The organism is Pseudomonas sp. SLFW, assembly GCF_009905615.1.
In the GTDB taxonomy this organism is placed as follows: Bacteria; Pseudomonadota; Gammaproteobacteria; order Pseudomonadales; family Pseudomonadaceae; genus Aquipseudomonas; species Aquipseudomonas bambusae.
On the sequence record NZ_JAAAKW010000019.1, the window covers coordinates 21,328 to 46,036 of the forward strand.

General features: G+C 61.1%; 18 protein-coding genes and 1 other RNA gene. 7 read left to right on the top strand and 12 right to left on the bottom strand.

The genetic code is table 11. The features are described 5' to 3' along the window. Positions 1-4 precede the first annotated feature (4 nt). The 4 genes from GVN17_RS24500 to GVN17_RS24515 all read left to right on the top strand — a co-directional run bounded on the left by GVN17_RS24500 (position 5) and on the right by GVN17_RS24515 (position 4,386). Positions 5-775, top strand: a complete 771-nt coding sequence (locus tag GVN17_RS24500) for an ABC transporter substrate-binding protein (RefSeq protein WP_166597861.1) — start codon at positions 5-7, stop codon at positions 773-775. Positions 776-1,090: 315 nt separating this feature from the next. Further along, positions 1,091-2,812 (top strand): acid phosphatase, encoded by a 1,722-nt coding sequence (locus GVN17_RS24505; protein WP_166597862.1) that lies wholly within the window; start codon positions 1,091-1,093, stop codon positions 2,810-2,812. Positions 2,813-2,940: 128 nt separating this feature from the next. Then, positions 2,941-3,438: an N-acetylmuramoyl-L-alanine amidase gene (locus GVN17_RS24510; protein WP_166597863.1), complete on the top strand. Its 498-nt coding sequence runs from the start codon at positions 2,941-2,943 to the stop codon at positions 3,436-3,438. Between the two features lie 111 nt (positions 3,439-3,549). Next, positions 3,550-4,386: a PhzF family phenazine biosynthesis protein gene (locus GVN17_RS24515; RefSeq protein WP_166597864.1), complete on the top strand. Its 837-nt coding sequence runs from the start codon at positions 3,550-3,552 to the stop codon at positions 4,384-4,386. 55 nt (positions 4,387-4,441) lie between these two features. Here the strand turns inward: GVN17_RS24515 and GVN17_RS24520 are convergent, their stop codons facing one another. From GVN17_RS24520 to coaA, 3 genes are all read right to left on the bottom strand, one after another. After that, positions 4,442-5,665, bottom strand: coding sequence for a nitrate/nitrite transporter (locus GVN17_RS24520; protein ID WP_166597865.1), 1,224 nt, complete (start codon positions 5,663-5,665; stop codon positions 4,442-4,444). A gap of 150 nt (positions 5,666-5,815) precedes the next feature. After that, positions 5,816-6,184: a Rap1a/Tai family immunity protein gene (locus GVN17_RS24525; RefSeq protein ID WP_166597866.1), complete on the bottom strand. Its 369-nt coding sequence runs from the start codon at positions 6,182-6,184 to the stop codon at positions 5,816-5,818. Next, positions 6,184-7,110 (bottom strand): type I pantothenate kinase, encoded by a 927-nt coding sequence (gene coaA / locus GVN17_RS24530; protein ID WP_166597867.1) that lies wholly within the window; start codon positions 7,108-7,110, stop codon positions 6,184-6,186. Before coaA ends, GVN17_RS24525 begins: the two co-directional genes overlap by 1 nt. A 485-nt stretch (positions 7,111-7,595) precedes the next feature. Here coaA and GVN17_RS24535 point away from each other — a divergent pair, with 485 nt between their 5' ends. Together GVN17_RS24535 and GVN17_RS24540 are read left to right on the top strand one after the other, a co-directional pair. Next, the gene (locus tag GVN17_RS24535) at positions 7,596-8,927 is read left to right on the top strand and encodes a hypothetical protein (RefSeq protein ID WP_166597868.1); all 1,332 of its coding nucleotides are present in this window, start codon (positions 7,596-7,598) and stop codon (positions 8,925-8,927) included. 126 nt (positions 8,928-9,053) lie between these two features. Next, positions 9,054-9,278, top strand: coding sequence for a hypothetical protein (locus GVN17_RS24540; protein ID WP_166597869.1), 225 nt, complete (start codon positions 9,054-9,056; stop codon positions 9,276-9,278). Between the two features lie 17 nt (positions 9,279-9,295). Here GVN17_RS24540 and GVN17_RS24545 read toward each other — a convergent pair whose 3' ends face one another. Together GVN17_RS24545 and GVN17_RS24550 are read right to left on the bottom strand one after the other, a co-directional pair. After that, positions 9,296-11,257 carry a hypothetical protein gene (locus GVN17_RS24545; protein ID WP_166597870.1) on the bottom strand — a complete coding sequence of 654 codons (1,962 nt, stop codon included), beginning with the start codon at positions 11,255-11,257 and terminating at the stop codon, positions 9,296-9,298. Positions 11,258-11,263: 6 nt separating this feature from the next. Continuing rightward, positions 11,264-11,725, bottom strand: coding sequence for a hypothetical protein (locus GVN17_RS24550; protein WP_166597871.1), 462 nt, complete (start codon positions 11,723-11,725; stop codon positions 11,264-11,266). 158 nt (positions 11,726-11,883) lie between these two features. Between GVN17_RS24550 and GVN17_RS24555 the strand changes: the two genes are divergently transcribed. Continuing rightward, entirely contained in the window at positions 11,884-12,960 is a 1,077-nt protein-coding gene (locus tag GVN17_RS24555) for a hypothetical protein (protein WP_166597872.1), read from the top strand. Positions 12,961-12,975: 15 nt separating this feature from the next. On the opposite strand, the gene ffs is transcribed toward GVN17_RS24555, so the two are convergent. From ffs to GVN17_RS24590, 7 genes are all read right to left on the bottom strand, one after another. Further along, positions 12,976-13,072, bottom strand: an RNA gene (gene ffs / locus GVN17_RS24560) — signal recognition particle sRNA small type. Positions 13,073-13,216: 144 nt separating this feature from the next. Continuing rightward, the gene (locus GVN17_RS24565) at positions 13,217-15,022 is read right to left on the bottom strand and encodes a GGDEF and EAL domain-containing protein (RefSeq protein ID WP_166597873.1); all 1,806 of its coding nucleotides are present in this window, start codon (positions 15,020-15,022) and stop codon (positions 13,217-13,219) included. Between the two features lie 165 nt (positions 15,023-15,187). Beyond that, entirely contained in the window at positions 15,188-16,354 is a 1,167-nt protein-coding gene (locus GVN17_RS24570) for a putative zinc-binding metallopeptidase (protein ID WP_166597874.1), read from the bottom strand. 294 nt (positions 16,355-16,648) lie between these two features. Next, the gene (gene ligA / locus GVN17_RS24575; protein ID WP_166597875.1) at positions 16,649-19,012 is read right to left on the bottom strand and encodes an NAD-dependent DNA ligase LigA; all 2,364 of its coding nucleotides are present in this window, start codon (positions 19,010-19,012) and stop codon (positions 16,649-16,651) included. A gap of 159 nt (positions 19,013-19,171) precedes the next feature. Then, entirely contained in the window at positions 19,172-20,029 is an 858-nt protein-coding gene (gene zipA, locus GVN17_RS24580; RefSeq protein WP_166597876.1) for a cell division protein ZipA, read from the bottom strand. Positions 20,030-20,292: 263 nt separating this feature from the next. Continuing rightward, a complete protein-coding gene (gene smc / locus GVN17_RS24585; protein WP_166597877.1) occupies positions 20,293-23,781 on the bottom strand; it encodes a chromosome segregation protein SMC in 3,489 nt (1,162 codons plus the stop codon). Between the two features lie 3 nt (positions 23,782-23,784). Beyond that, positions 23,785-24,444 (bottom strand): GntR family transcriptional regulator, encoded by a 660-nt coding sequence (locus GVN17_RS24590; RefSeq protein ID WP_166597878.1) that lies wholly within the window; start codon positions 24,442-24,444, stop codon positions 23,785-23,787. Positions 24,445-24,709: the final 265 nt, after the last annotated feature.

Genomic DNA, 24,709 nt, shown 5'->3' on the forward strand with positions numbered 1-24,709 from the left:
CCTTATGCGTCTGCTGGCGTTGAGCGCTGTGTTGCTGACAAGTGGGCCGGTCGTGGCCGAACAGGCGCCGTTGCGGTTCTCCATTGCCGATGCGTGGGGAATGCCGCTGGTGCAGATCGAAGATCATCAGCCCACCAGCGGGTTGATCTTCGACATCATGCAGAGCATGGCCGCCCACGCCAACCTGAGCGCGGAATACCGTGTCGTGCCCATCCAACGTGTGCAACGCACGCTGGAGCGCGGCGCCATTGACGTGCGCTGTTATGCGGCGCAGTCGTGGATGCCCAGTCTGTCCGGGGATTACACCTGGAGCCTGCCGCTGTTGATTCAGCGCGACCTGTTGATCAGCACCCCGGACAACGCCACCCCGCGAACGCCCGACAACCTGACGAACGAAACCATCGGCACGGTGCTGGGCTACGCCTACCCCACCTTGCAGACCGCGTTCGACAACCACACCCTGCGCCGCGACGATGCCCGCAGTGAAGTCCAGGTCCTACAGAAGCTTCAGATTCATCGCTATCGCTACGCGGTCGGGAATCAATGGTCGCTGGACTGGTTCAACCGCAACCTGCCGGACGACCAGAAGCTGCGCGGCGTGGCAGTGATCGACGAGCAACCGGTGGGCTGCATCGTGCGCAACGACTCCGACATTCCGGCGCAGCGGTTGATGCGAATTTTGCTGAGGATGCGCATGTCTGGCGAGATCGACCGGATCATGAGCCGCTACAACACCTCCTCCGGGTTACCCGTGGATGGGCCTGCGATGCCGTAAGCCTTTGCGTATCCCGAAGTCACACTGCGGTGTCGCAGGATGACCGCGGCCTTCCGTAGGAGCGAATTCATTCGCGAAAAATCGTCCAGCCGATAGAGAGGTGTCAGCCGCACTGCCTGTTCGCGAATGAATTCGCTCCCACAGGTCATCGCAACCCCACAGGTCCGCGCAGGCCTTTCTGTTTGTGTGCGTCATGACAAAAGGGTGAAAGGGCTCAACCCTGCACCTCTTAGCCTGTAGCAATACCGTCACATTGCAGGATTAGGCTCCCTCGACATAATTCGCAACACTTCAGTTCTGTGAGCAGGAGCCGTGATGAGCGACACACCTCAAGACCCAAGCAAACCGTCCACCCCTGAAACTTCGATCGACAGCCCCACCGACACCAGCCGTCGCCGCTTTCTGGGCGGTGTCGCCGTGCTGGGCGCGGGTGCGACGCTGAGCGGTGTCGTCACAGCCAGCGAATCGAAAAAAGGCGGCGATGCCGCCGCGCTGGAAACCACGCTAAGCGGTCCTCATCTGGATAAGGCGCTGCACGACAACGTCAAAACCATCGTGGTGATCTACGCGGAAAACCGCAGCTTCAACAACCTGTTCGCCGATTTCCCGGGCGTGGAAAAACCCCTGTCCGCCGTCAAAAAGGACGATTTCCGTCAGCGCGACCGCGACGGCAAGGTCCTCGACAACTTGCCACCCGCCTGGGGTGGCGTGTGCCAGATTGGCCCGCAAAGCCTCGACGGCGTGACCTACGCCACCGGCGTGCAATATCAGGAAAACCTGCCCAACGCGCCGTACGCCCTCAAAGGTCCGTCCGGCGAAGACCTGCCGCTGGGGCTGATCACCCGCGACCTGTGGCACGTGTTCTACCAAAACCAGATGCAGATCAACGGCGGTAAGAACGACGCCTTCGTGGCGTGGGCCGATTCCGGTGGCCTGACCATGGGCTATTACAGCCAGACCCAATATTCCTTGCGCCTGTGGGACGTCGCCCGCGAGTTCGTGCTCTGTGACAACTTCTTCCAGGGCGCCTTCGGCGGCTCGTTCCTGAATCACCAGTACCTGATTTCCGCCCGCGCCCCGTTTTACCCGGACGCCGCGAATTCTGCCGCGAAGTCGCAAATCGCCACTGTCGAAAGCAGCGATCCGCTGGACTACCGCCTCAAGCCGCTGGAAAAATCCCCGGCCAGCGCGATGTCCGGGCCGCCGCAATTCGGCCCCAGCGCCCTGACGCCGGACGGCTATGCGGTCAACACCATGGCCCCGCCCTACTGGCCGACCTGGCTGCGCGACAAGGAAAAACCGGACTACTCGCAGCCGAACCTGGCCAACGTGCTGGTGCCCCAGAGCCACGATCACATCGGCGACAAGCTGTCGAAAAAGGATATCGACTGGGCCTGGTACGCCGGGGCCTGGCAGGTGACCCTGGACGAGTACAAGGATTCCACGGGCATCCCGAAGATCCCGAACTTCCAGTACCACCACCAGCCGTTCAACTACTTCAAGCAGCAAGGCCCGGAGAACCCGTCCGAGCGTAAGAAACGTCTGCGCGACGGCGGCCTGGGGGATGAAGCCAGCACCAACAGGTTCCTCGCCGACGCCGAGGCGGGCAAGCTGCCTGCCGTGACGTTCTACAAGCCACAGGGCAACCTGAACATGCACGCCGGTTACGCCGACGTGGCCGCCGGTGACCGTCACATCGACCGCGCCCTGAAAGTCCTGCGTAACAGCCCGCAATGGAAAAACATGGTGGTTGTGGTGACCGTGGACGAAAACGGCGGCTGGTGGGACCACGTGGCACCGCCGAAAGGTGATCGCTGGGGTCCGGGCACGCGGGTTCCGGCACTCGTTGTCTCGCCGTTCGCCCGCAAGGGCACCGTCGACCACACGGTCTACGACACGGCGTCGATCCTGCGCCTGATCACCCGTGTGCACGGTCTGGAAAAACTCGACGGCCTGACCGAACGCGACAACGCGATGATCGCCCGGGGCCAGGCGCCGATGGGCGACCTGACCAACGCGCTGCACTTCCCGGCCTGATCGAAGCTCTGCCTCCTTCGCAACGTTGCAGCCGTCATAGAGACGTTCTGCAACGTTTGCGGAGTTGACCTTCGCCCTCCTTGCGTATTCCTTCAGGGTTCCTATTTACCTTGCAAGGAAGCAAAACCATGAAAGCATCACCTCCACTTTATAAACCGACCTTTCGCACGGCCACCGATCTGCTGGTGGTCCACTGCTCGGCGACTCGTCCCATGTACGACATCGGCGTGAGGGAGATCACTCAATGGCACGTCCAGCGTGGCTTCGATACGGTGGGCTACCACTACGTCATCCGCCGCAACGGCGCCGTGGAAACCGGTCGCCCGGAGACAGCCGTCGGCGCTCACGTCAAAGGCCATAACTCACGCTCGATCGGCATATGCCTGGCCGGAGGCCTGGACGCAGCCGGGAAACCCGCCAACACCTTCACCACCGCGCAATTCGCCGCCTTGGGACAACTGCTGGACGACCTGCGCAAACGCTATCCCGACGCCCGCATCCTGGGCCATCGAGACCTGTCACCGGACCGCAATGGCGACGGCGTCATCAGCGCCGATGAGTTCATCAAGGCCTGTCCCTCGTTCGATGTGACCGCCTGGTTATCGGGCCGCGAACTGGCCGGGTGACGTCTCTGCAGACCACACACATTGGCCGGGAATGAGTGTGAATCTGTGCCTGTACAGCGTGGTCGCGCCTGCCTAGAGTGACCGCGCCCACCGCATAAACAGGAGAGTACCGTGCCCCAGCCACTGAGTTTTCAGCAGGTCGATGTCTTTTCCAGCGCCGCCACCGAGGGCAACCCGCTGGCCGTGGTGATCGCCGCCGATGACGTGACTGACGCGCAGATGGCCGCGTTCGCCCGCTGGACTAACCTCAGCGAGACCACGTTCCTGCTGCGCCCCACCCACCCCGACGCCGACTACCGCGTGCGCATTTTCACCACCACCCGCGAGCTGCCATTCGCAGGGCACCCGACGTTGGGCAGCTGTTTCGTCTGGCTCGACAACGGCGGCATTCCCAAGGGCGATGAAGTGGTTCAGGAATGCGGCGTGGGGCTGGTCCGCTTGCGTCGCGACGGTTCCCGCCTTGCCTTCGCGGCGCCCCCGTTGAAACGCAGCGGTCCGGTAGAAGCGGAGGTGTTGCAGGCCATCGCCACCGGTTTGCAGATCCAGCCCGAGCGCATCGTTGCCAGCCAATGGGCCGACAATGGCCCCGGCTGGGTCGCGATCCTGCTCGAAAGCCGGGACGAATTGCTGGCGATCCAACCGGATTACCCCGCCCTGAAAGGCATGAATATCGGTGCCGTCGCACCCTGGACAGGCGCCGACGCCGGGGCCGATTTCGAAGTGCGCGCCCTGATCGGTGACATCGCTGCGGAAGACCCGGTAACCGGAAGCCTCAACGCAAGCCTGGCGCAATGGCTGATTGGCGCAGGGTTGGCGCCAAGCGCCTACACCGCCCGCCAAGGCACGGTGATTGGGCACAAGGGGCGAATCCACATCGAACAGATCGGCGAGCGGATTTGGGTCGGTGGCGATGTGCAGCCCTGTGTGGTGGGTCGAGTGACGTTGTAGTCCCTCTCAAACGACCGGTCCGCGATCAATTGCGGCCGGTCTTGACGTCGCCCGGTCAGACGCCCGCAGGAACCGGTGCGTCATCCGACGGCAGCTCCTTTCCTTCCCTCGGCAACCGCAACGCCAGCCCAGCCATCACCAGCGCGACCAGTCCGATCGCCACATACAGCCCTGAAAACGATCCGCTGAAACTCGCCAGCACACCGCCGCTGAAGTTGCCGAGCATGCCGCCCACCCCTTGCATGATGTTCGCGACACCAAAAAGGGTGACGGCCAACGCAGCCGTGCCGGCCATTTTCGAGACGTAGGCCGGGATCAGCCCGAAGATGGGGTAGAACGCGAGGGAGAACAGCACCCCCGCCACCAGTGGCCAATACCCGGCCGGGTGCACGACGAGGATCAACGACGCCACCGCCACGCAGACGAACACCAGCATCATGGTAATGCGCAGTCCGATGCGATCCGACAGCCAGCCCACTGCGAGGCCCGCGAACATGCCGACGAAACCGATGCTGGCCCAGATCTGCGCGGTGTAGGTCACGTCGAAATTCAGTTCGGTGCGCAGGTAGGACGACAGGTAGTTCTGGAACGGAAAGGTCGAGAAGCCGAGCAGGAAATTAATCGCCCAGACCATCAGCACCCACGGTTGCAACATCGCCGTTTTTCCGACCTTCGCCGTGGGATCGATTGCAGCAGTGGCGCGGGAGGTGTTGACGAACAGCCGCGCACGTTTGAACACGATCAGCGCGCCGACGGCCAACATGGTGGTGATCAGCCCGACGATCCACCACACGGTGCGCCATTCCCCCTGCGGCGCATACAGCGGCACCAACAGGCTGTTGACGAACACGCCGTAGCTGGTGCCGCTGGACACCAGTCCCATGGCCATGCCGCGGTATTTGTAAGCGACCGTGCGCGAGATGACATCGACCATCGGCACGAACACCGTGGCCGCCGTGCCCGCCAATACGGTCAGCAGCACGCCGATCAGCAGCACACTCTGGGCCATCGACAGTCCGATCAGCGCCAAGGCGCACACCACGCCAGAGCCAAAAATCACCCAGCCGCCGCCGAGCCGCGCCGTCAACCAGGCAGCCACCAACGCGCACGTCAGATAGCCGAATTGCCCGGCAGCCGTCAGGGTGCCCACGTAGGAAATATCGAAGCCCAGACTGGCGCGCATGTCCGGCACCAACTGGGCAAACAGGTAAATTCCGAAACCGAAGGTGGCTGCGACCAGGCCGGTCAGCAGCACCACGATCAACGCATTGATGCGCATGGTCAGCGTCCTTTCTTTTCCAGGCAAGTACCAGAAATGCACCTTCAAACCGGCTGAAGATGGGCTCATAGATGTAGGAGAATTCGCCAACAAATCAGACTGGCCCATCAACTCTAGACGTTGATGGCGTTCACGCTCGGGGCGTGACGTTTATTGGCAAGGGAAGGCGTTTTTTAGCGCAGCGGTGACCAGCACGGACTCGTTCAAATGCAGGCTTTGCGGGTGTTCTTCCAGTGACTGGACCACAATGCGCATCGACTGAACCATCGGAATGCCGCCTTCGGGCACGCACACCAGCTTCGGCGTACCGCCCGCTTCGTGGACAAGATCAAGGGTGTCGATGGTGGCTTGTAGCACGCCGACGCAGTGGCCGATCCCCACGGGATCTTTCGCCGTCCCGCCGCTCATGCTGGCGATCCCGTCCTGGCATTCGAGCAACAGCGTATTGCCGTCCGCCAGGGCAGATGCACTGAAACACAGGGCGAACAGCGCCGAAGCAAACAGGACGGGTTTGAGCATCAGCGCAGCCACAATTCCTTGACCGAATGATCCGCCGCCTTGCGCACCACCAGACTCGCGCGCTCGCGGGTTGGCAGGATGTTTTCCAGCAGGTTCGGCCGGTTGATGTCGCGCCAGATCTTGCGCGCCGCGTCAGGGGATTTCTCGGGAGGCAAGTCAGCGAGTTCGCGGAAGTAAGCACCACGCGCACGAAACGCCGTTTGTTGCAGCATCAGGAACCGCTCGACGTACCAGCGCTCGATATCGCCCTCGGCAGCGTCCAGATAGATCGAGAAGTCGAAAAAGTCCGACACGATGCTGCCCGGCTTCTGACCGTCGTTGCCTTCGGTTTGCAGAACGTTCAGCCCTTCGAAAATCAGGATGTCCGGCTGGCTGATCTCGATGAATTTGTCCGGCACGATGTCATAGCTGATGTGCGAATACACCGGCGCGCTGATCACCGGAATGCCAGCCTTGAGGTCGGAAAGAAACTTGACCATGCGCTTGCGATCGTAGCTTTCCGGAAAGCCCTTGCGGTGCATGATGTCCCCTGCTGCCAGCTTGGCATTGGGGTGGAGAAAGCCGTCGGTAGTGACCAGATCGACCCGCGGATGATCGGGCCAGCGGGCCATCAGCGCCTGTAACACACGGGCGAAAGTGCTCTTGCCCACGGCGACGCTGCCTGCAACGGCCACCACGTACGTCTGTTTTTTTGCCGGACGGCCAAGGAACGTGTCCTTGATGCTGGCCAGACTGCGGGCCGCGTTGACGTGCAAGTTGATCAGGCGCGACAGCGGAAGATAGATATTGACGACATCTTCCAAGGAAATATCTTCGTTTACGCCCCGTAATGCCGCCAGATCTTCTTCGGATAAAGTCAGTGGCGTGCTGGCGCGCAGCCCCGCCCATTCCGCGCTGGTCATTACGAGATAGTCATCAGGCGCCATCTATAGCCTTCCAATCCAGGTGTCCGTATCGACAATGGTGCGAAGACTATCGTATTGACCTAAAAACAGGGCAGATTTCTTTGATTTCCCACGCATTATTGGCGCAGAAAACGCTGTTGTAATCCCGCGCATTGCGCCAAATCAAGCCACTCTCAATTAATCCGTTTCACGACGTCCTGTATTCGGTGGTCAGGTGAGAAACCTCGTGCACCACGCCCCGCCGTTCCCGAATCGTTTCAGCACAATCTCAGACGTTTACCCGAGCGAGCACACCGAGCGAACAGATTCCCACCCCTGAACAGGACAGTTAACGGACCCGGACTACAACTCACGCCATCCTTGACTGACAGCGACCCCAACCTCCGTCCAAGGATGATGAAGGCGGTCGTTACTTGTTGTTTCGACCGCTCTGCAGGCGAGGCCGCTGCATAACGCCGACAACGCCTGTCATTCAACTCATCATGAACAATGGATTGATCCCAGCTATGCCAATCAAGCTCGAAATGCTCACGAGTGACCCCGAAGAAAAGGCCCTGGCCGTTCGCTATTGGGCCATGACCGAAGACGGGGAATTCAAGGAAAAGGTGATCGATCTGGTGCCCTTTCGGGACATCGCCCACAGCGGCTCGCTGGCAGGGCATGTCAGGGAATGGTGTCGTGCATTCGATGAAAACCTGACCTGCCGGTACTGCAGCGCGATCATGGAAGTCAAAAGCCGCTCACTGGCCAAGAAGTTTCCACAAAGGTCCATCCGCCCGTGCCCCGCTTGCCAAGTCCTGCAGGATCAAAAGGACCGCGAAGCACAGGCCGCCGCCACCGCAGCGCTTGACGTCCAGCTCGACGCTTACGTCGCCCAGCTTCCGAACCACGAGATCGATTACGCGCAGTTGAAAGACGATCAGGCTTTACTGCTGCTGGCGCTCAATGCGGCCCTGTCACCCCGACTGACCGATGGGGCGTTCACCGTCGACGACTGCACATCGCTGGTGCCTGCCGACGCCGATCGATTTATCGAACGGCTTGTAACAGCGGACGTGTTGCGCGAGGTTCCGCGCCTGGCCGCACCCGGCACGTATTTCTTGCTCGATGGCCATTTGGTGATTCGAACCCGACAGGTCGTCTACACCCTGGCGCCCGACCGGCAACCGGAGGCGAGCACGGCAATCCTGCGCAGCCAACTGGACCGGGAGTACAGCGACGGGTTGGCGTTGTTCAACCTCTGGCTGGATTTCGCCAGTGCCGACGCCATGAGTTACCTGGCGGACAAGTGCAGCGCATTCGATCACGATCTGGACGCATCCCAGTTCGACGAAATCAGGAGCACGTTGCGCGAAGGCTTGAAAACCCACAGCGTTTCGCAGATCTGGTACGTCATCTGGAAAAACGTCAAGGACGCCGCCAGTCTCGCCCGAATGGTCTACTACTCCGAAGCCCGCGCGACGGCCACGATTCCCGGCAAGATCCGCCGGAACCTCGAAAAGATCGAAAAGCAAAGCACGGACGTCCCAAAGTGGGACCGGCCCAATTACCAACCTGCCGGCACGTTAGGCATGCTCTTCAGCGACCTGTTCGGCATCGACGAAGACACCCCGGGCGCAGATGTTTACGCGCGTCTGACCGCGCTCATTCCCGACCCACCCTTTGCTGCCGAAGCGCCTCCAGAGAACGGGCCGGTCAAACGGCTGCTGTGCGATGCGCTGCTCCATGACACCGGCCCACAGATGCTGCACCGGTTCGCGGCGCTGATTCGGGAGGGGCATGGTGTCAGCGCAACCATTGCGAAATTGCTGCATGAGGACGCAATTTCCGGCGCCTGATACGGGAAACGGCTTCTGAGCGCGGGTTCAGAAGCCTTTCATACGAGGCCGAAAATAAATGGAACTCTGGTTTGAGCCGTGGTGACAAATAGCCACTAACTCACTCGCAACCAGAGGCAACCCTCGATGCGGCTCGAATCCCTGGCTATCGCACTGCTCGCCACCCTGACCGATGAAGTCGCCTCCCGCGTCAATCCGCTGGACTTCACCGCGCTGCTGTATTTGCGGGACCAGGGTTATGCCGCGGTGTCGGTCAAGGATGGCTGCGTGGTGGCCGAGCGCACGGCCGCCGGTAAGCAGTTCGCCAGTGACCGTGCCGGTGGCCCCTCGCGACCGAGGTATCGACGCTGAGCGGGGGAGCGCCAACCTCAGTAACCATGAGACTCGCGATATTTCTGGTACTGGTGGTACTCGATCCACTCCACCACGTCGTAAGGCACATAAAGCTGCCGTTTGGCCCGTGAAATGGCGATGTACACCGCGCAGATCCGCTGATCGAACGCGTAGGCGTCCTTGAATTTCACGTTGGTCAGCAATTCCGGCGTCAGCAGCACCTCATCGAACTCCATCCCACCGGCCTCATCGGCCTGCATCAACAGACAGCGCTTGTCCGGGTCGCCGAACAGTCGGCTCAGGCGGGTCACGTGGGCCATGCGGAAATCCTTGTTCTTGAGCAAGGCTTCGACCTGCAGAAACGACTCGTCGAACCGGTTGGCCTCACGCACCTGCGCCCAATCGGTCAGGTCGCTGAAATAGGGATGCAGCCCCTCGGCACTGCGTTCCGGCGCGTAAAAGTCCGGGTCTGACAAACCGACGGCCGTGGTCATGAAGTGTTCGAAACTGCGCCGCGTCGTGTCGTCCGGATACCCGAACGGACTCTTCGAGCTGTGTAATTCAATGGCCCAGCGCATCGTGTCCCAAGGCGAAGCGGTCAGGACCACGCAACGCTCCGGCGGCACGAACCCTTGCGGGTATTCGACAATCGTGACATCCGCATCACGGGTGCCTTCGAAGGGCACCTTGCCCTTCTCGGAGTGCTGGTAGATCAGCGGATTGACCAGGCGTTCGACGTTACGGCCCGAGCGCACCGAGTAGCTGATGTCCGTCTGTCGAACCCTGCGCTCGCGCTTGACCATCACCCTGCCCGGCTGCTGGTACTCGTCGCCAAGGGTGATCAGCACCTGTCGACCACGCTCGATGATTTGCAACAACGACGGCGGAATGTCCTGGCTCTCGTCGATCAGCACGTGGGTGTAACGGTCGGGCATCACGCAGCCCTCCAGATTCGCCCGTTTGATCATCCACAGAGCTTCGAACCCGGTCTGACTCGCCCAAGCCGGGTGCGCCTCCAGCCAGACCCACAGCCGACTGGCGTATTCCAACACCACCTGAAGCTCCAGGCTGCTGAGCGGCTGATTGAAATGCGGCAGGTGTTTGCTCGACAGGCTGCGATCCCACGACTGGCAGTACAGCTCCAGCACCTTCAGGCAGATGTCGAGGGTGGCCTGGGCGCCGTGGTCGCGAAAGCCCAGGATGTTCAAATCCTGGGCCAGGGCCTGCCGGGTGGGGCCTTTGGTCTGCACACGTTCGGGCTGGAATCGCGGACCGCGCAGCAAGGCCTGGGCGAAGGCTTTGAAGGTCGAGCCGGGTGCCTTGCCCTTGCCGTGGTTCATCCGCTCGCGAAGGGTGTTCAGCTTGGCGGGGGTGCGCGCCAACAACAGCGTTTTCTCGGGTCGCAGGCACTCGATCAACACGCCGAGCAAATGGCTTTTGCCGATCCCGGCATAGCCTTGCACGTGCAGGTCTTCGTCGAGATTGGCACGAAAGGTTCGCACCAGCTTGTCCTGCGCCGCACTCAACCAGCGCTCGCGAAAGCGCGGCGTGACTATCTGCTGGCTGAACGGGTCGTGGTTGCGGTGATGGCGAACCTTGTACTCGACGTCCCATTGCCCATCCGCCAACAGGTACTCCCGCGCTGCCACTTCCTCGGCCAGCAGCAAACGCAGGTTCAGGCCCTTGATCACCTCCAGCCCGAAATACAGCTGGCCCGGATCGAACAAGCGACGCGCTTCCGACAGCAACCCCGTGCCTGTTGAATGTTGACCCGTGACAGACCACGCGATCAGCCGCGCCAGAATTTTCTCCGCCGCCGCGCCACTCAGGTCCTTTTCGCTCATCTGCGCCAGATTCTGGATGACCAGCACGGCGGCCAGTTCCGGGTCGGTCAGCGTGTCGAGGGCAGTGGCACCGTCGGTTTTCAGCGCTTCACAGGTCACCGATGTGACAGGCAGAAAGACCGGCGTGGATAAATCGGAATGTTCCGGTTGCATGGCGTCTCAGGGCTTGGAAAGGCAGTGGATGTCGAGCGTGTATTCATAGTCGCCCAACGTGCCGGACATGCCGCCGGGGCAGGACCGGGCTTCGTCGGCGGCTGTGTTATCGACCTGCTCGCGCAGTTCGTACACCGCAATCTCCAGCAGCTTTCGCAAGCCCTCGCGGGAGTGAGCGGTGACGCGCAGGTTCAGGTCGAACGCGGGCGCGGCAGGCGCCGGCACATCCTCGGTCGGTTCCGGTTGAACAGCGGTGGATGCCTGCGCCAACTCAGATTCGGGTTCAGGCTGCGACGGCACGCGCGTGGCACCTGCCAGAATCGCTGCGTGTTCCTCGTCCATCAGGTCCAGCACCTTCGACAACTCAAGCGTCTGCTCGGGGTGCGACTGCATCCGGTCCTTGAGTTCAAGGCGACGCATCTGCCATTCCCTGAGTTGTCGCCGGGTCAGGTCGTCAATCTTGTCCACTGCGCCACCTCTCGCTGTCGGGTGGCGGATTATGCCATTGATTGAGGTGCCGGACTGAACCGCGGGCGCAAGCTTGGCGATAATTCCTATCGCGAAACGGTCTGGGGGAGCCACACGTGGCTGCTAGTTTTCAGCGTATAGCCCAGGGAGTTTCCGCCATGACACGGACCGCCAATCAAGACCTTACCTCAGCCGACCACGAATTCGCGGCACCAAGCATTGTGGAAACGGATGAACACACAATCTCGCTCGCGTTGTTGCGTAGCGGATTTACGGTGAAGATTCCACCGATACCCAACGCCGTTCGCGGCAACTCGGGCACGGTCGCCGTCGTCAGCAAGTACGGAATGTCAGGCACACCGTTCACCCTCGACGACCCTACAACGCCGATCAGCATTCGCTTCGAGCCGGATCAGTTGCAGTCCATTGCCGGGAACGGGTACGTTCAATACGTCATCTTGCAAGGCCCGCTCGGGACGTCAGAAGAACGAGTCGCCTATTTCCAGGAGCCCATTCCGACGCCACAGGTAGAAGGTTTCGTAGAGAACAACAGGGACGATTTCATCATCCCCGGTGATGCGGTCGAAAACGGCCTGACCATCCTCATTCCGCCTTATGAAAACATGGCACCTGGCGACAGCGTCACCCTCTTCGCGACGGCGTCCCGTCACGGGGCGGGGGTATGGCGGGAGTATTCGGTCACGCAAGACGATGTGGCCAAAACCCTCGAGTTTCCCTATGAGGCAGACAAGCTGACAAAGCTGGTGCCCGGAACGATCAACCTCGGCTATACCGTTTCGCACAGCTCTCACCAGTTGGTGTCGCATCTCATCGAAATCGCTGTAACCGCCCTGCTCGCGGCACCCGAGCCGGTCCATCAAGAGACCGATCCATTCGGCAACAAACTCTTTTTAGCAGTGGTTGAGTTTGAAAATGGGGAGTATTACGCGCCCGTCACTCAGATGTTTGGCACTGACACCCCACAGGCCGGCGAGCGCTTGATGCTGGTGATCGACCGAGAAGGCCCGGGGTTTTCATACGTGCTGGAGGTCAAGGACACGACGTCAGAAGTGACGTTCAGGATTCCGGAATCTGATCTTCAAGGAATGGGCGGACAAGACATCGTCATGAGTGCGCTGTGGCAGCAATCGAGTGGCGAGCTGTTGAGTTCACTCGGTCAAAAATGGCGCGTGTTGGGGGGGGAACAAAAAGGAAGGGTAGTGCGAAACGGCTGAACCGCTAGGAGGCAACCCCACCAGCCACACCCCGGCACACAATGTTCCCGCTGTGGCTGCTCCCTTCCGGGCCTGACCAGGTTAACGGGTAATCGTTGCGGGGGGACCGATGGGGTCACCATAACGACACTCGCCAGTCGGCGAGCCGCGCCATTGTACCGGTCTGACGCGAAGTTACAACCTCTCGTGTCAGATAAAAAAATATGAGAGGGCTCAAGCACTTGTGTGCAAGGCGTGAGTGCCCATCCCGCCGGTCTCAGTGGGACAGCGCCCGCAGTTGTCGGACCTTGTTGTTGCGCTCGCCGTTCATCCAGTGTTCCAGCGCACTGACGGTCATGGGCCGTGCGACGAGGTAGCCCTGCACTTCGTGGCAGCCGAGCTGGCAGAGGATTTCATAGACGTCTTCGGTCTCGGCGCCTTCCGCGACGACGCGATACCCCAGGCGCCGGGCGAGGTCGACGATGGCTTCGACGAGGCGTCGATCCTTTTCATTGGCGTCGAGGTTTTCCACCAGCGATTTGTCGAGTTTGACGGTGGTGGCTGGCAGTTGGCGCAGGTAGGTCCAGTTGCTGTAGCCCGTGCCGAAGTCGTCGATGGCAATGTCGATGTCCAGCGCGCGCAGGCGTTCGAGTTGCTGGCGAGTGATGTCGGGGTTGTCGCAGAGTGCGCTTTCGGTGAATTCAAGTTCGAAACGGCCGGGGTCCAGCTCGCTGAGGGCCAGCTGTTCGAACAGCGCATCGCTGAATTGCGAATTTGCCAGATCAATGGCCGAGACGTTCATCGCGACCTTGAACGCGTAACCCTGCCGCTGCCAGGTCCGCGCCTGCTCCACAGCATGGCGAAGCACCCAGAGGCTGAGCGAGCGAATCAGCGCGGTCTTCTCTGCCAGCGGAATGAACTCCGCAGGGCTGATCGGCCCCAACACCGGATGCTGCCAGCGCAGCAGTGCCTCGACGGTGACAATGCGCCCCGTGCTGACTTCCATTCTTGGCTGATACACCAGCGACAACTGGTCGGGGCTGCGCACAGCGTCGGCCAGTGAAGCCAGCAACAAGAAGGCACGCTGCTGCGCGAAATCCAGATGCGGTTCGTACCAGCGCCACCCGGTGGACTTGCCTCGCGCTTCGTCGGCGGCGCTGACCACCAGACGAATCCAGTCCTTTTCGTCACAACGCCCCAGGCCCAGCGGCAAAACGCCAATGCCAAGGTCCATCTGAATCGGGATGTTGCGGCAGATCAACGGGCGCTGAAAATGCTTGATCAGTCTGCGAAACAGCAGTTCGGCCTGCTCCGGTCCGCCGTGCCGCATGACCAACGCGATGCGCGTCGGGCTGACTTTGTACAGCGCAGTGTCGGGGGGCAATTGCTCACGGCAGCTGTCGATCATGCAGCGCACCAACTCCTGGGCGAAGCTGTAGCCCAGTGCCTTGATAATGCTGTCGAGGAACACCGGGTTGACCATGTCCAGCGCCACCAGCGCGTGGTCGTCGCGGTCAGCCAGGGCGATGATGTCTTCCTCCAGACGCAGGCGGTTGAACAGCCCCGTGGGTTGGTCAACATAACTGGCCTTACGCAGGTTATTCAGGCGCTTCATCACCAACTGGCCGTACATCTCGAACATGGTGATGTCGCGGGCATCGAGGGGCGGGCGGGTCTTGTGGTCGATGATGCAGAGCGTGCCGAGGGCGAGGCCATCGGCGGTGACCAGCGGCACACCGGCATAGAAGCGGATGTGCGGATCGCCGGTGACCATCGGGTTGTCGCAGAAGCGCTCGTCAAGCAGGGCGTCCGGCACCTGGAACACGTCGTGGGAAAGGATCGAATACGCGCAGAACGAGATTTCCCGAGGCGTCTCCCGCTCATCCAGGCCAGCGCCTGCGCGGAACCATTGCCGGTGTTCACTGACGATGGAGACCAGCGCGATGGGCACGTCGAAATAATGAGTGACCATCGCGACGATGTGATCGAGCACTTCGTCCGAGCCTGAATCGAGAAGCCCCATGTGTTGAATTCGGGACAGACGCGAGGCCTCGTTTGACGGAGTTGGAGCGCTATTGGCCATATGCGAATCCCTTTGCAACTGCTCTGTGCCACTAGTATCAAAACGATATTGTTGAGGGAAAGTAGCATTAGATTCAGCGACGTGCAGGCATTCGCAGACCGGCGGTGATGACACAACCGCCGTTGCAAAGTTGCAGTTAAACGGCCATCCCCTCAGTTGGAGGGGTTACTGCACCTGAAGCACCTCATCTGCCTTGCCGCCCGCGCCCTGGATCACCAAATGAATGAAATGGAGCTTGGTGATCACCGCAGGCGGCAACACGAACGGGTAGAAATCCTGTTGCCCCATGGCGCGAGAAAGTTCGTTGAGCATGCCCGCCAGTTCGATCCAGGCATTGACGAAGGCAAGGAAGGACGGCCCGCCCGGATGTTGCGGGTCGTAAAGGGTGTTCAGCTCAAAAGGCTGGTAGTCGAGGTCCATGTCCCGGGCACTCATGCCCAGGCTGAGTGCGGTATCAACGGCGTCCATCATGTGCAGGTAGTGCGCCCAGGTTTCGGCCCAGTCTTCCCACGGATGCATGGTGGCGTAGGCGCTGACGCAGTGCTGCTGCCAGTCGGACGGGGCGCCGTTCTGGTAGTGATGATCGAGGGCTTCGGCGTAGCTGGCGCGGTCGTCGCCGAACAGATTGCGGAAACCATCCTGCCAGTAGGTGTTGGCGATCAGACGGTCCCAGTAGTAATGCCCCACTTCGTGACGGAAATGCCCGAGCAGCGTGCGGTAGGGTTCGTGCATCTGCACGCGAACCTTCTCACGAATGGCGTCGTCGGCTTCTTCGACGTTGAGGGTGATCAGGCCATTGGCGTGGCCAGTGGTTGGCAGGTTGCCGTCCAGATCGACACCGAGGAATTCGAACGCCAACCCGCGTTCTTCATCGACCGTTTTCGCGATGACGGGCAGCCCGAGGGTGATCAGTTGCGCGACGAGACGCCGCTTGGCGGTTTCGATCTTCAGCCAGCGCTCAGGGTTTTCCGGGACGGACAGGTCGGGAATGGTGCGGTTGAGGCTACAGGCCACGCAGAACTCGCCAGCATTGTGCGCAGGAAATATCCAGTTGCAGGCCGCCGGGGTGTCGAGGTTGGCGCATCGGCGATACAGCCCGGCTTCAGGCTCGTCGCTCAGGCGCCAGGTGTTGAGATCGACGCCGGGTTCCAGGGCCGCGATTTTACTTTGTTCCGGCAGATAACCCAGGGCAGCCGAACAGGCCAGGCACTGGCTGTTGCGGAAAAACACCGACTGTCCGCAGCGGCACTGCCAGACCTTGCTGTTGCGCTTGCTTTCACCGGCGAAAGGCGCCGCGATCCGTGTGCTGAGTTGTTCGAAGAACTGGAACATAGCGATCTCCTGAGTGGGCTGCAAGCACTAGATCACGGGCGGTTGCGGGGGTTCCGGATATTTTCTGAAGGGGTAGATCTGTGATGAAAATCCGGTTTTATCTGGCCCACCGCTGTCGCTGCCGTCGTAACCTCCGGCGTCTCCCACAGGCTGTGCGCCGAATCCGAGACCTGTGTCTGGCATTAACTCGGTAGTTCGTCGTATGGAAGACTCATGCTCGACGCTGGACCTGTGGGAGACGCCGGAGGTTACGACGGCAGCGAAGACGGTGGACCATTCGCCACCGTGATCGGATCAATCCACCGAAATGCCGTGCTTCTTGAGAAACGCCACGAACGCCTCCTCATCCAGCACCTTCAACCCCAGTTCGTTGGCCTTGGTCAGTTTCGAACCCGCTCCCGGCCCGGCCACGACGGTGTGGGTCTTGGCGGAAACCGACCCGGACACCTTGGCGCCCAGGCTTTCGAGTTTTTCCTTGGCGACGTCGCGGCTCATCAGTTCCAGCGAGCCGGTGAGCACCCAGGTCTGGCCGGTCAGCGGAAGTCCTTCGACGACCTTCTTCTCGCTCTGCCAGTGCATGCCGAAGTCTTTGAGCTGCTGCTCGATCTGGAGGGCGCGGTCCGCGTTCTCGGCCACATCGAAGAAGGCTCTGACAGATTGCGCCTGCTTTTCCGGCAAGGTCTGGCGCATGTCCAGCCAGTCGGCCTTGACCACGCCTTCCAGTGTGCCGAACTTGTCGGCCAGCTTCTGCGCACCGCCCGGTCCAATCGACGGGATGTTCAGCTTGTCGAGCATGCCGCCCAACGTTGCGCTGGCCGCAAACTCCGCGCCCAGCTCGCCGACGTCCTGCAATTGCATCTTGCACTCGCCCAACAACGCGCCAATGACGTTCTGGTTGTGGTCGTCCTCGAAGAAACTGTGGATTTCGTGGGCCACTTCCAGGCCGATGTCCGGCAGGTACGTCAGCACTTCCGGCAGCGCGACCTTGACCTTCTCCAGGGACCCCAGCGAGCGAGCCAGCACCTTGGCCGTTTCCTCGCCCACGTCGGGAATGCCCAGCGCATAGATGAAGCGCGCCAGCGTCGGCTTTTTGCTGTCGTCGATGGCTTTGAGCAACTTCTTGCTGGAGATGTCAGCGAAGCCCTCCAGATCGATGATCTGATCATATTGGAGCTTGTAGAGGTCAGCGGGCGAGCCGATGAGTTTCTCGTCCACCAGTTGCTCGATGGTCTTGTCGCCCAAGCCTTCGATGTCCATCGCCCGGCGGGACACGTAATGGATGATCGCCTGCTTGAGCTGCGCGCCACAGGCCAGACGGCCGACGCAGCGGTACACCGCGCCTTCGCTGACGGTTTCCTTGCCCTTGCTGCGCTTGATCAATTGCGTGCGCTCGACCTGCGAACCGCACATCGGGCAGGTCTGCGGAATCTCGACCTGACGGGCATCGTCAGGACGGCGTTCCAGCACCACCTGCACCACTTGCGGGATCACATCACCGGCACGGCGGATGATCACGGTGTCGCCGATCATCAGGCCCAAACGCGCCACTTCGTCCATGTTGTGCAGGGTGGCGTTGGCGACGGTCACACCTGCAACCTTCACGGGCTTCAAACGCGCAACGGGCGTCACAGCGCCGGTGCGGCCCACCTGAAATTCCACGTCGAGCAGTTCGGTCAGTTCTTCCATGGCCGGGAATTTGTGCGCGATGGCCCAGCGCGGTTCGCGCGCGCGGAAGCCCAGTTCACGCTGGGAGGCGATGCTGTTGACCTTGAACACCACGCCGTCGATTTCATAGGGCAGCGACAGGCGGCGCTCACCGATGTCGTGGTAATAGGTCAGGCAGTCTTCAATGCCGTCTGCCACTTTCAGCTCGCGGCTGATGGGCATGCCCCACTCTTTCAGCTGTTTCAAGTTGCCGATGTGGCTGTCGGCGATGTCGTGGGACACCTGGCCGATGCCGTAGCAGCAGAATTCCAACGGGCGGTTGGCAGTGATCTTCGAGTCCAGTTGACGCAGGCTGCCCGCCGCCGCGTTGCGCGGGTTGGCGAAGGTCTTGCCGCCGACCTCCAGCTGACTGGCGTTGAGGCGTTCGAAGCCTGCCTTGGACATAAACACTTCGCCCCGCACTTCCAGCGTTTCTGGCCAGCCCTTGCCGTGCAGCTTGAGCGGGATGTTGCGCACGGTGCGCACGTTGACGCTGATGTCTTCGCCGGTGGTGCCATCGCCACGGGTGGCGCCGCGCACCAGCGCGCCGTTCAGGTAGAGCAGGCTCACGGCGAGGCCGTCGAGCTTCGGCTCGCAGCTGTATTCAACCTTGGCCCCTGCGCCAAACAGGTCGCCCACCGGCAGGTCGAGGCCTTCGTTCACACGACGGTCGAACTCACGCAGGTCGGTTTCTTCGAAGGCGTTGCCGAGGCTGAGCATCGGGATTTCGTGACGCACCTGGGTGAACGCCGACAACGCCGCACTGCCGACGCGCTGGGTCGGCGAATCCGGGGTCACCAGGTGCGGGTTTTCCGCCTCCAGCGCCTTGAGTTCGTGGAACAGGCGATCGTATTCGACGTCCGGAATGCTCGGCTCGTCGAGGACGTGGTAGCGGTAGTTGTGAAGATCCAGCTCTGCGCGCAGTTCAAGGATGCGTTGTTCGGCGGCGTTCATAAGTGTGTTCTCGAAAAAGCAAAAGAGCAGCCGGGGCTGCTCGATCTATATTGCGATATAAACCTGTAGGAGTGAGCTTGCTCGCGATTGGATCAGGCTACGCGGCGTGTCAGACATGCCTCATCGCGAGCAAGCTCACTCCTACAGGTATTGCGTTTATCAACGACGCTGAGTCAGGGCGCGGCGCTCGAATTCGACGATGCGCTGGCGGTAGTGTTCGATGGTCTGCGCGGTCATGACGCTGCGCTGATCGTCTTTCAACTCGCCGTTCAGTTCGTGGGCCAGCTTGCGGGCTGCCGCCACCATCACGTCAAAAGCCTGTTTCGGGTGACGCGGGCCTGGCAAGCCGAGGAAGAAGCTCACGGCGCGGGTGCTGAAATGGTCGATATCGTCCAGGTCGAACACGCCCGGCTTGACCGCATTGGCCATGGAGAAGAGGACTTCGCCATTGCCCGCCATGCTTTCATGGCGGTGGAAAATGTCCATCTCGCCGAAGCGCAGGCCGCTTTCCAGAATGTTCTGCAGCAACGCCGGGCCTTTGAAGCCGCTTTCGTCGCGGGAAATCACGCTGATCACCAGCACTTCTTCGACTGGGGCCAGGTCCTTGTCTTCGGTGATGCGCTGCGGCGCCTTGTCGTCCGGGAAATCGTCATCACGGGCGCTGAACAGGCTCGGGCCGTCGGTGTCGAGGTTCAGGTCACCCTGCTGCGGCTCGTCTTTACGCTTGCCGCGTTTGCTTTCGCGCTCCGGACGCTCAGGCCGTTCGCGGGCCGCGCTCATGGTGGGCAGGTCGTGCTCGTCGAGCTGGGGTTCTTTCTGGGATTCGAGGACACGCGCAGGGCCCAGCACCTCGGCGGACGAGCCTTCTTCGTCGTCCGGCAGGTTGGAAAAGCTGCGGTCCAGCCTGAATTTCAACTTGCCTTTGCCGCCGCGCATCCGGCGCCAGCCGTCAAAAAGAATACCGGCAATGACAATAATGCCGATGACGATCAGCCACTCTCGCAGACCGATTTCCATGTAATCCCGTGCCTCTAATGAAAATTCTGAAAATTAAGGGCGTAAACCCCTTTAAAACGTGGAGCCAACTCTCTGTTCTGAATGGCCTTTTACCCACGTAACAAGAAAAAGTGGACATTAAGCTAGCACGACCAAAGGTAACTTTACACCGTCTGTTACATCTGGCATGTCGCGAGCATCTGTACTGCTGCGACGGTAAAACCTGTGCTGAAGCCTCTGCGCCTCACTTTTCCCTTCAAATCCGTCTAATCCTGCGTCACCCGCTACGCATCCACCAGCGCCATCGCCTCCTCAACGTCCACTGCCACGAGGCGCGAACACCCCGGCTCATGCATGGTGACGCCCATCAGTTGATCGGCCATTTCCATGGCGATCTTGTTGTGGGTGATGTAGATGAACTGCACGGTTTGCGACATCTCCTTGACCAGTCGGGCATAGCGGCCCACGTTGGCGTCGTCCAGTGGTGCGTCGACTTCGTCGAGCATGCAGAACGGCGCCGGGTTGAGTTTGAAAATGGCGAAAACCAGCGCCAGTGCGGTCAGGGCTTTTTCGCCGCCGGACAGCAAATGGATCGTGCTGTTTTTCTTGCCCGGAGGACGCGCCATGATCGTCACCCCTGTATCGAGTAAATCTTCGCCCGTCAGTTCCAAGTAAGCGCTGCCGCCACCGAAAACTTTTGGAAAAAGTGCCTGAATTCCGCTGTTTATCTGATCAAAGGTCTCTTTGAAGCGATTGCGCGTTTCTTTGTCGATCTTGCGGATCACGTTTTCCAGGGTGTCCAGCGCTTCGACGAGGTCGGCGTCCTGCGCATCCAGATAGCGCTTGCGCTCGGACTGCTGCTGGTATTCGTCGATGGCCGCGAGGTTGATCGCGCCGAGACGCTGAATCCGGGCCGCAATGCGCTCCAGTTCTTCTTCGGCTTCTTTCTCGTTGGCCTCCGGCGTCAGGGTCGCCAGCACACCATTTAAATCGTAGCCGTCTTCGTGCAATTGCTCCTGCAAGGTTTTGCGGCGCACGGTCAGGGACTGCCATTCAAGCCGCTGCTGCTCCAGTTGCCCGCGCAGGAGTTGGGATTGTTGTTCGGCCTGCGTCCGGCGTTTCTCCGCTTCACGCAGTTCGCGGTCGGCGTCTTCCAGGGCGTTTTTGGCGATGCGCATTTCGTCGTCGACGACCATGCGCTTTTCCAGCAGTTCTTCGAGTTTCAGGCGCAGTTCTTCCAGCGGTGCTTCGCCCTCCTCCAGCCCGAGGTTCAGCTGCTCGCGCTTTTCGGTCAGGCGTTCGGACTGCATCTCCAGCCGCTCCAGCGCCTGACGGGTCGAGTCGTGCTGCGCCCGCAGTGAACTCAGGCGAACGGCCAACTGGTTGCCGTGGTCCTTGTGCTGCCGGGCCTCCTGACGCACCCGGTCTAACCGCTCGCGCAGGCTGTCGCGCTGGGCCAGCAGCAGCTCACGCTGTTCGGTGTCCAGCGCCATGCTGTCGAGGGCGTCCTGCAATTGCAGCCGGGATTCGCCGAGACTTTCCTGCTCGATGGCGCGCTGCTCGCCCAGTTCGGTCAGCTCTTCGTCGAGACGGGTGCGGCGCAGGGTCAACTGCTCGACCTTGGCCTTGGCCGCCGACAGTTGAGCCTTGAGTTCGCTTTGCTGACGGGTTTCGTCTTGCAGGCGGCGGCGCAGTTGCTCGCGGCTGTCTTCCTGCACCCGCTGCTGCTCGCGCTGGGTCGCCAGTTGGTCTTCCAGCGCGGCGAGGGTCGCTTCCCGCTCATCACGCTCGGCTTCGAGGCGCTGCAACTCCTGCCCTCGTGCCAGCACGCCGCTTTCGGCTTCGCTGGCCCGACGGACCCGCAGAAAATCGCGCCCGACCCAATAACCGTCGCGACTGATCAGGCTCTGACCTGCGCTCAGTTGCCCGCGCATCGACAGCGCGTCGTCGAGGGTCTCCACCGGTTTCACCTGACCCAGCCACGGGGTCAGATCGACGCGGGATTCGACCTTGTCCAGCAGGCTGCCGGGGATCCGCGTGATGTCTTTCGAAGGGCTGACCAGGCGTAGATCGCCCTGACTGAAACCGGCCAGATCGAGCCCGCCGAAATCATCAACCAACACCGCGTGCAAGTCAGCGCCCAGTACGGTTTCCACCGCCAGCTCCCAACCTGCGTCCACGCGCAGGCCTTCAGCCAGGCGCGGACGCTCGCTCAACTGATGATCGCGCAGCCATTCGGCGGTGCCCGTTCCCGGATCGAGCGCCGCCTGTTGCAAGGCTTCCAGCGACGCGATGCGGCCGTTGAGGCGTTGCAGCTCGCCTTGCGCCTGTTGCTGGGATTGGGTGGCCCGTTGCAGTTCGACGCGCAGGTGCTCAAGGCGCTCGATGAGCTGTTCTTCTTCGACCAGCAGTTCTTCGGAGGCCATCTCGCGGGCGGCGAGGTCTTCGCTCAGGTCGAGGATCGCCGCGTCTTCCGGATCGGCCGCCAGCAATTGGCGTTCTTCACCGAGGCGACGCTGACGCTCGGCCAGCCGCTCCATGCTGGTTTCCAGCTGCTGGATGCGTGACTGCTGAACCTCGGCCTGACGGCGGGGTTCGGCGGAACTCAGGTTGAAGGCGTCCCACTTCTCCTGCCAGCCGTGCATTGCGGCTTCGGCCTCTTCCAACGCGGCGGCAGATTCCTCGGCGGCGGCGAGGGTCATCTCCTGCTCGGGTTCGAGCATTTCCAGCTCTTCGCCGAGGGTCGCGAGCAAGGTGCGGTCGTGGCCCAGGTGGGATTCGGTTTCCTGCCGCGCACGCTCGGCTTCGCGCAGGTCGTCCTGCAACTGCCGCAAACGCTGCTGGCCGTGCTGGATGCTCTGTTCGTTGCGAGCAATGTCGCCGCCCACCGAATAGAAGCGGCCCTGCACCAGATTGAAGCGCTCGGACAGGTCGTGATGCCCGTCCCGCAGGCGCTCGATGGCGGCATCGGCGCTGCGTTGATCGGCCACCAATGCCTCGAAACCGACTTCCTGGCTGCCGATTACGGACTCGCGCTGCGCCACTTGTTCGTTCAGGGCCTGCCAGCGCAAGGCTGATAGTTGCGCCCTCAACTGGCGTTCTTCGGCCTTGTATTCCTGATACTTCTCGGCGGCCTGAGCCTGCCGGTGCAGTCGCTCTAGCTGGCGTTCGAGCTCGTCGCGCAAGTCGGTCAGGCGCGCGAGGTTTTCGTGGGTGCGGCGGATGCGGTTCTCGGTCTCGCGACGGCGCTCCTTGTACTTGGAGATGCCCGCCGCTTCCTCGATGAAATTGCGCAGGTCCTCAGGCTTGGCTTCGATCAGCTTGGAGATCATGCCCTGCTCGATGATCGAGTAGCTGCGCGGCCCCAGGCCCGTGCCGAGGAAGATGTCGGTGATGTCGCGACGACGGCATTTGGTGCCGTTCAGGTAATAGGTGTTCTGGCTGTCGCGGGTGACCTTGCGGCGAATGGAGATTTCCGCGTACGCCGCGTACTCGCCCACCAGGGTGCTGTCGGAGTTATCGAAGACCAGCTCGATGCTCGCCTGGCTCACCGGTTTGCGGCTGGTGGAGCCGTTGAAGATGACGTCGGTCATCGACTCGCCGCGCAGGTTCTTGGCCGAGCTTTCGCCCATGACCCAGCGCACCGCGTCGATGATGTTGGATTTGCCGCATCCATTGGGGCCGACCACGGCCGCCATGTTGCTGGGGAAGTTCACCGTCGTCGGGTCGACGAACGATTTGAACCCGGCCAGCCTGATGCATTTGAGGCGCATGGATTAGCTGGCCGCCAAGGCAGAAAGAATGGATTGGCAACTGCGCTCGGCGTAAGCAGTCAGCACCTCGCGGATGCGCGCCAGGTCCCGGGCAACCACGGCTTCGAGCAGCTGGCCGAAGAGCGTCAGGTATTCGCTCATCTCGGCCTGACGCTGATCCAGCGCCAGGTAATAGAAGCGGCTCATGGACGGCTGAAAGTTCTCGACGGTCTCTTGCAGGTAAGGGTTGTTGGCGAACGGGTACGCGGCGCGCATCACGTTGAAGCTGTCCTCGACGAAGTTCTTCACGTCGCCCCGCTCGCAGCTGGCGATCAGCCGTTGCTGGATTTGCAGGAAAGGCGCCAGATCGAGCTGTTCGGTCCAGCTTTTGGCCACCGCGAGGCCGAGCAAAATGTACAGCTCGCTCATCAACGCGCAGAGGCTCTGGATGTTGTGCGCTGTGAGCACCGTCACTTGCGCACCCCGGCGCGGCAGGATGGCGATCAGGTGGCGGCGTTCGAGGATCAACAGTGCTTCGCGGACCGAACCGCGGCTGACGTTGAGGGCTTGCGTGACCTTCTGCTCTTGAATCCGCTCACCAGGCTTGAGCTCGCCACGAATGATCCGCTCGGCAAGGTGATGAGCGATCTGCTCAGCGAGGCTGTCCGGTGCCTTGAACGTCATTTCTTTCCTTTAAACCCATAGCTGTACACAAGCGCGGAAGTGTATCGCACTGGATACCCGTGGCGCAGGGCCATGTCACGCAATGTGGCACGAAATAAGCAAAACTTTGAGCGTGTGCGCAGCGATTCATTGCAACCTCAGGCTGCCGTTAATCGGCAAGTCCCGGCAAAACCCGATTTCTTGACTTAAAGGTCAGATTTTCATTGACCCCATAGTCAGAACTGATAGATTCATCGACAGGTTCGATGACCACTTCTATTAAAAG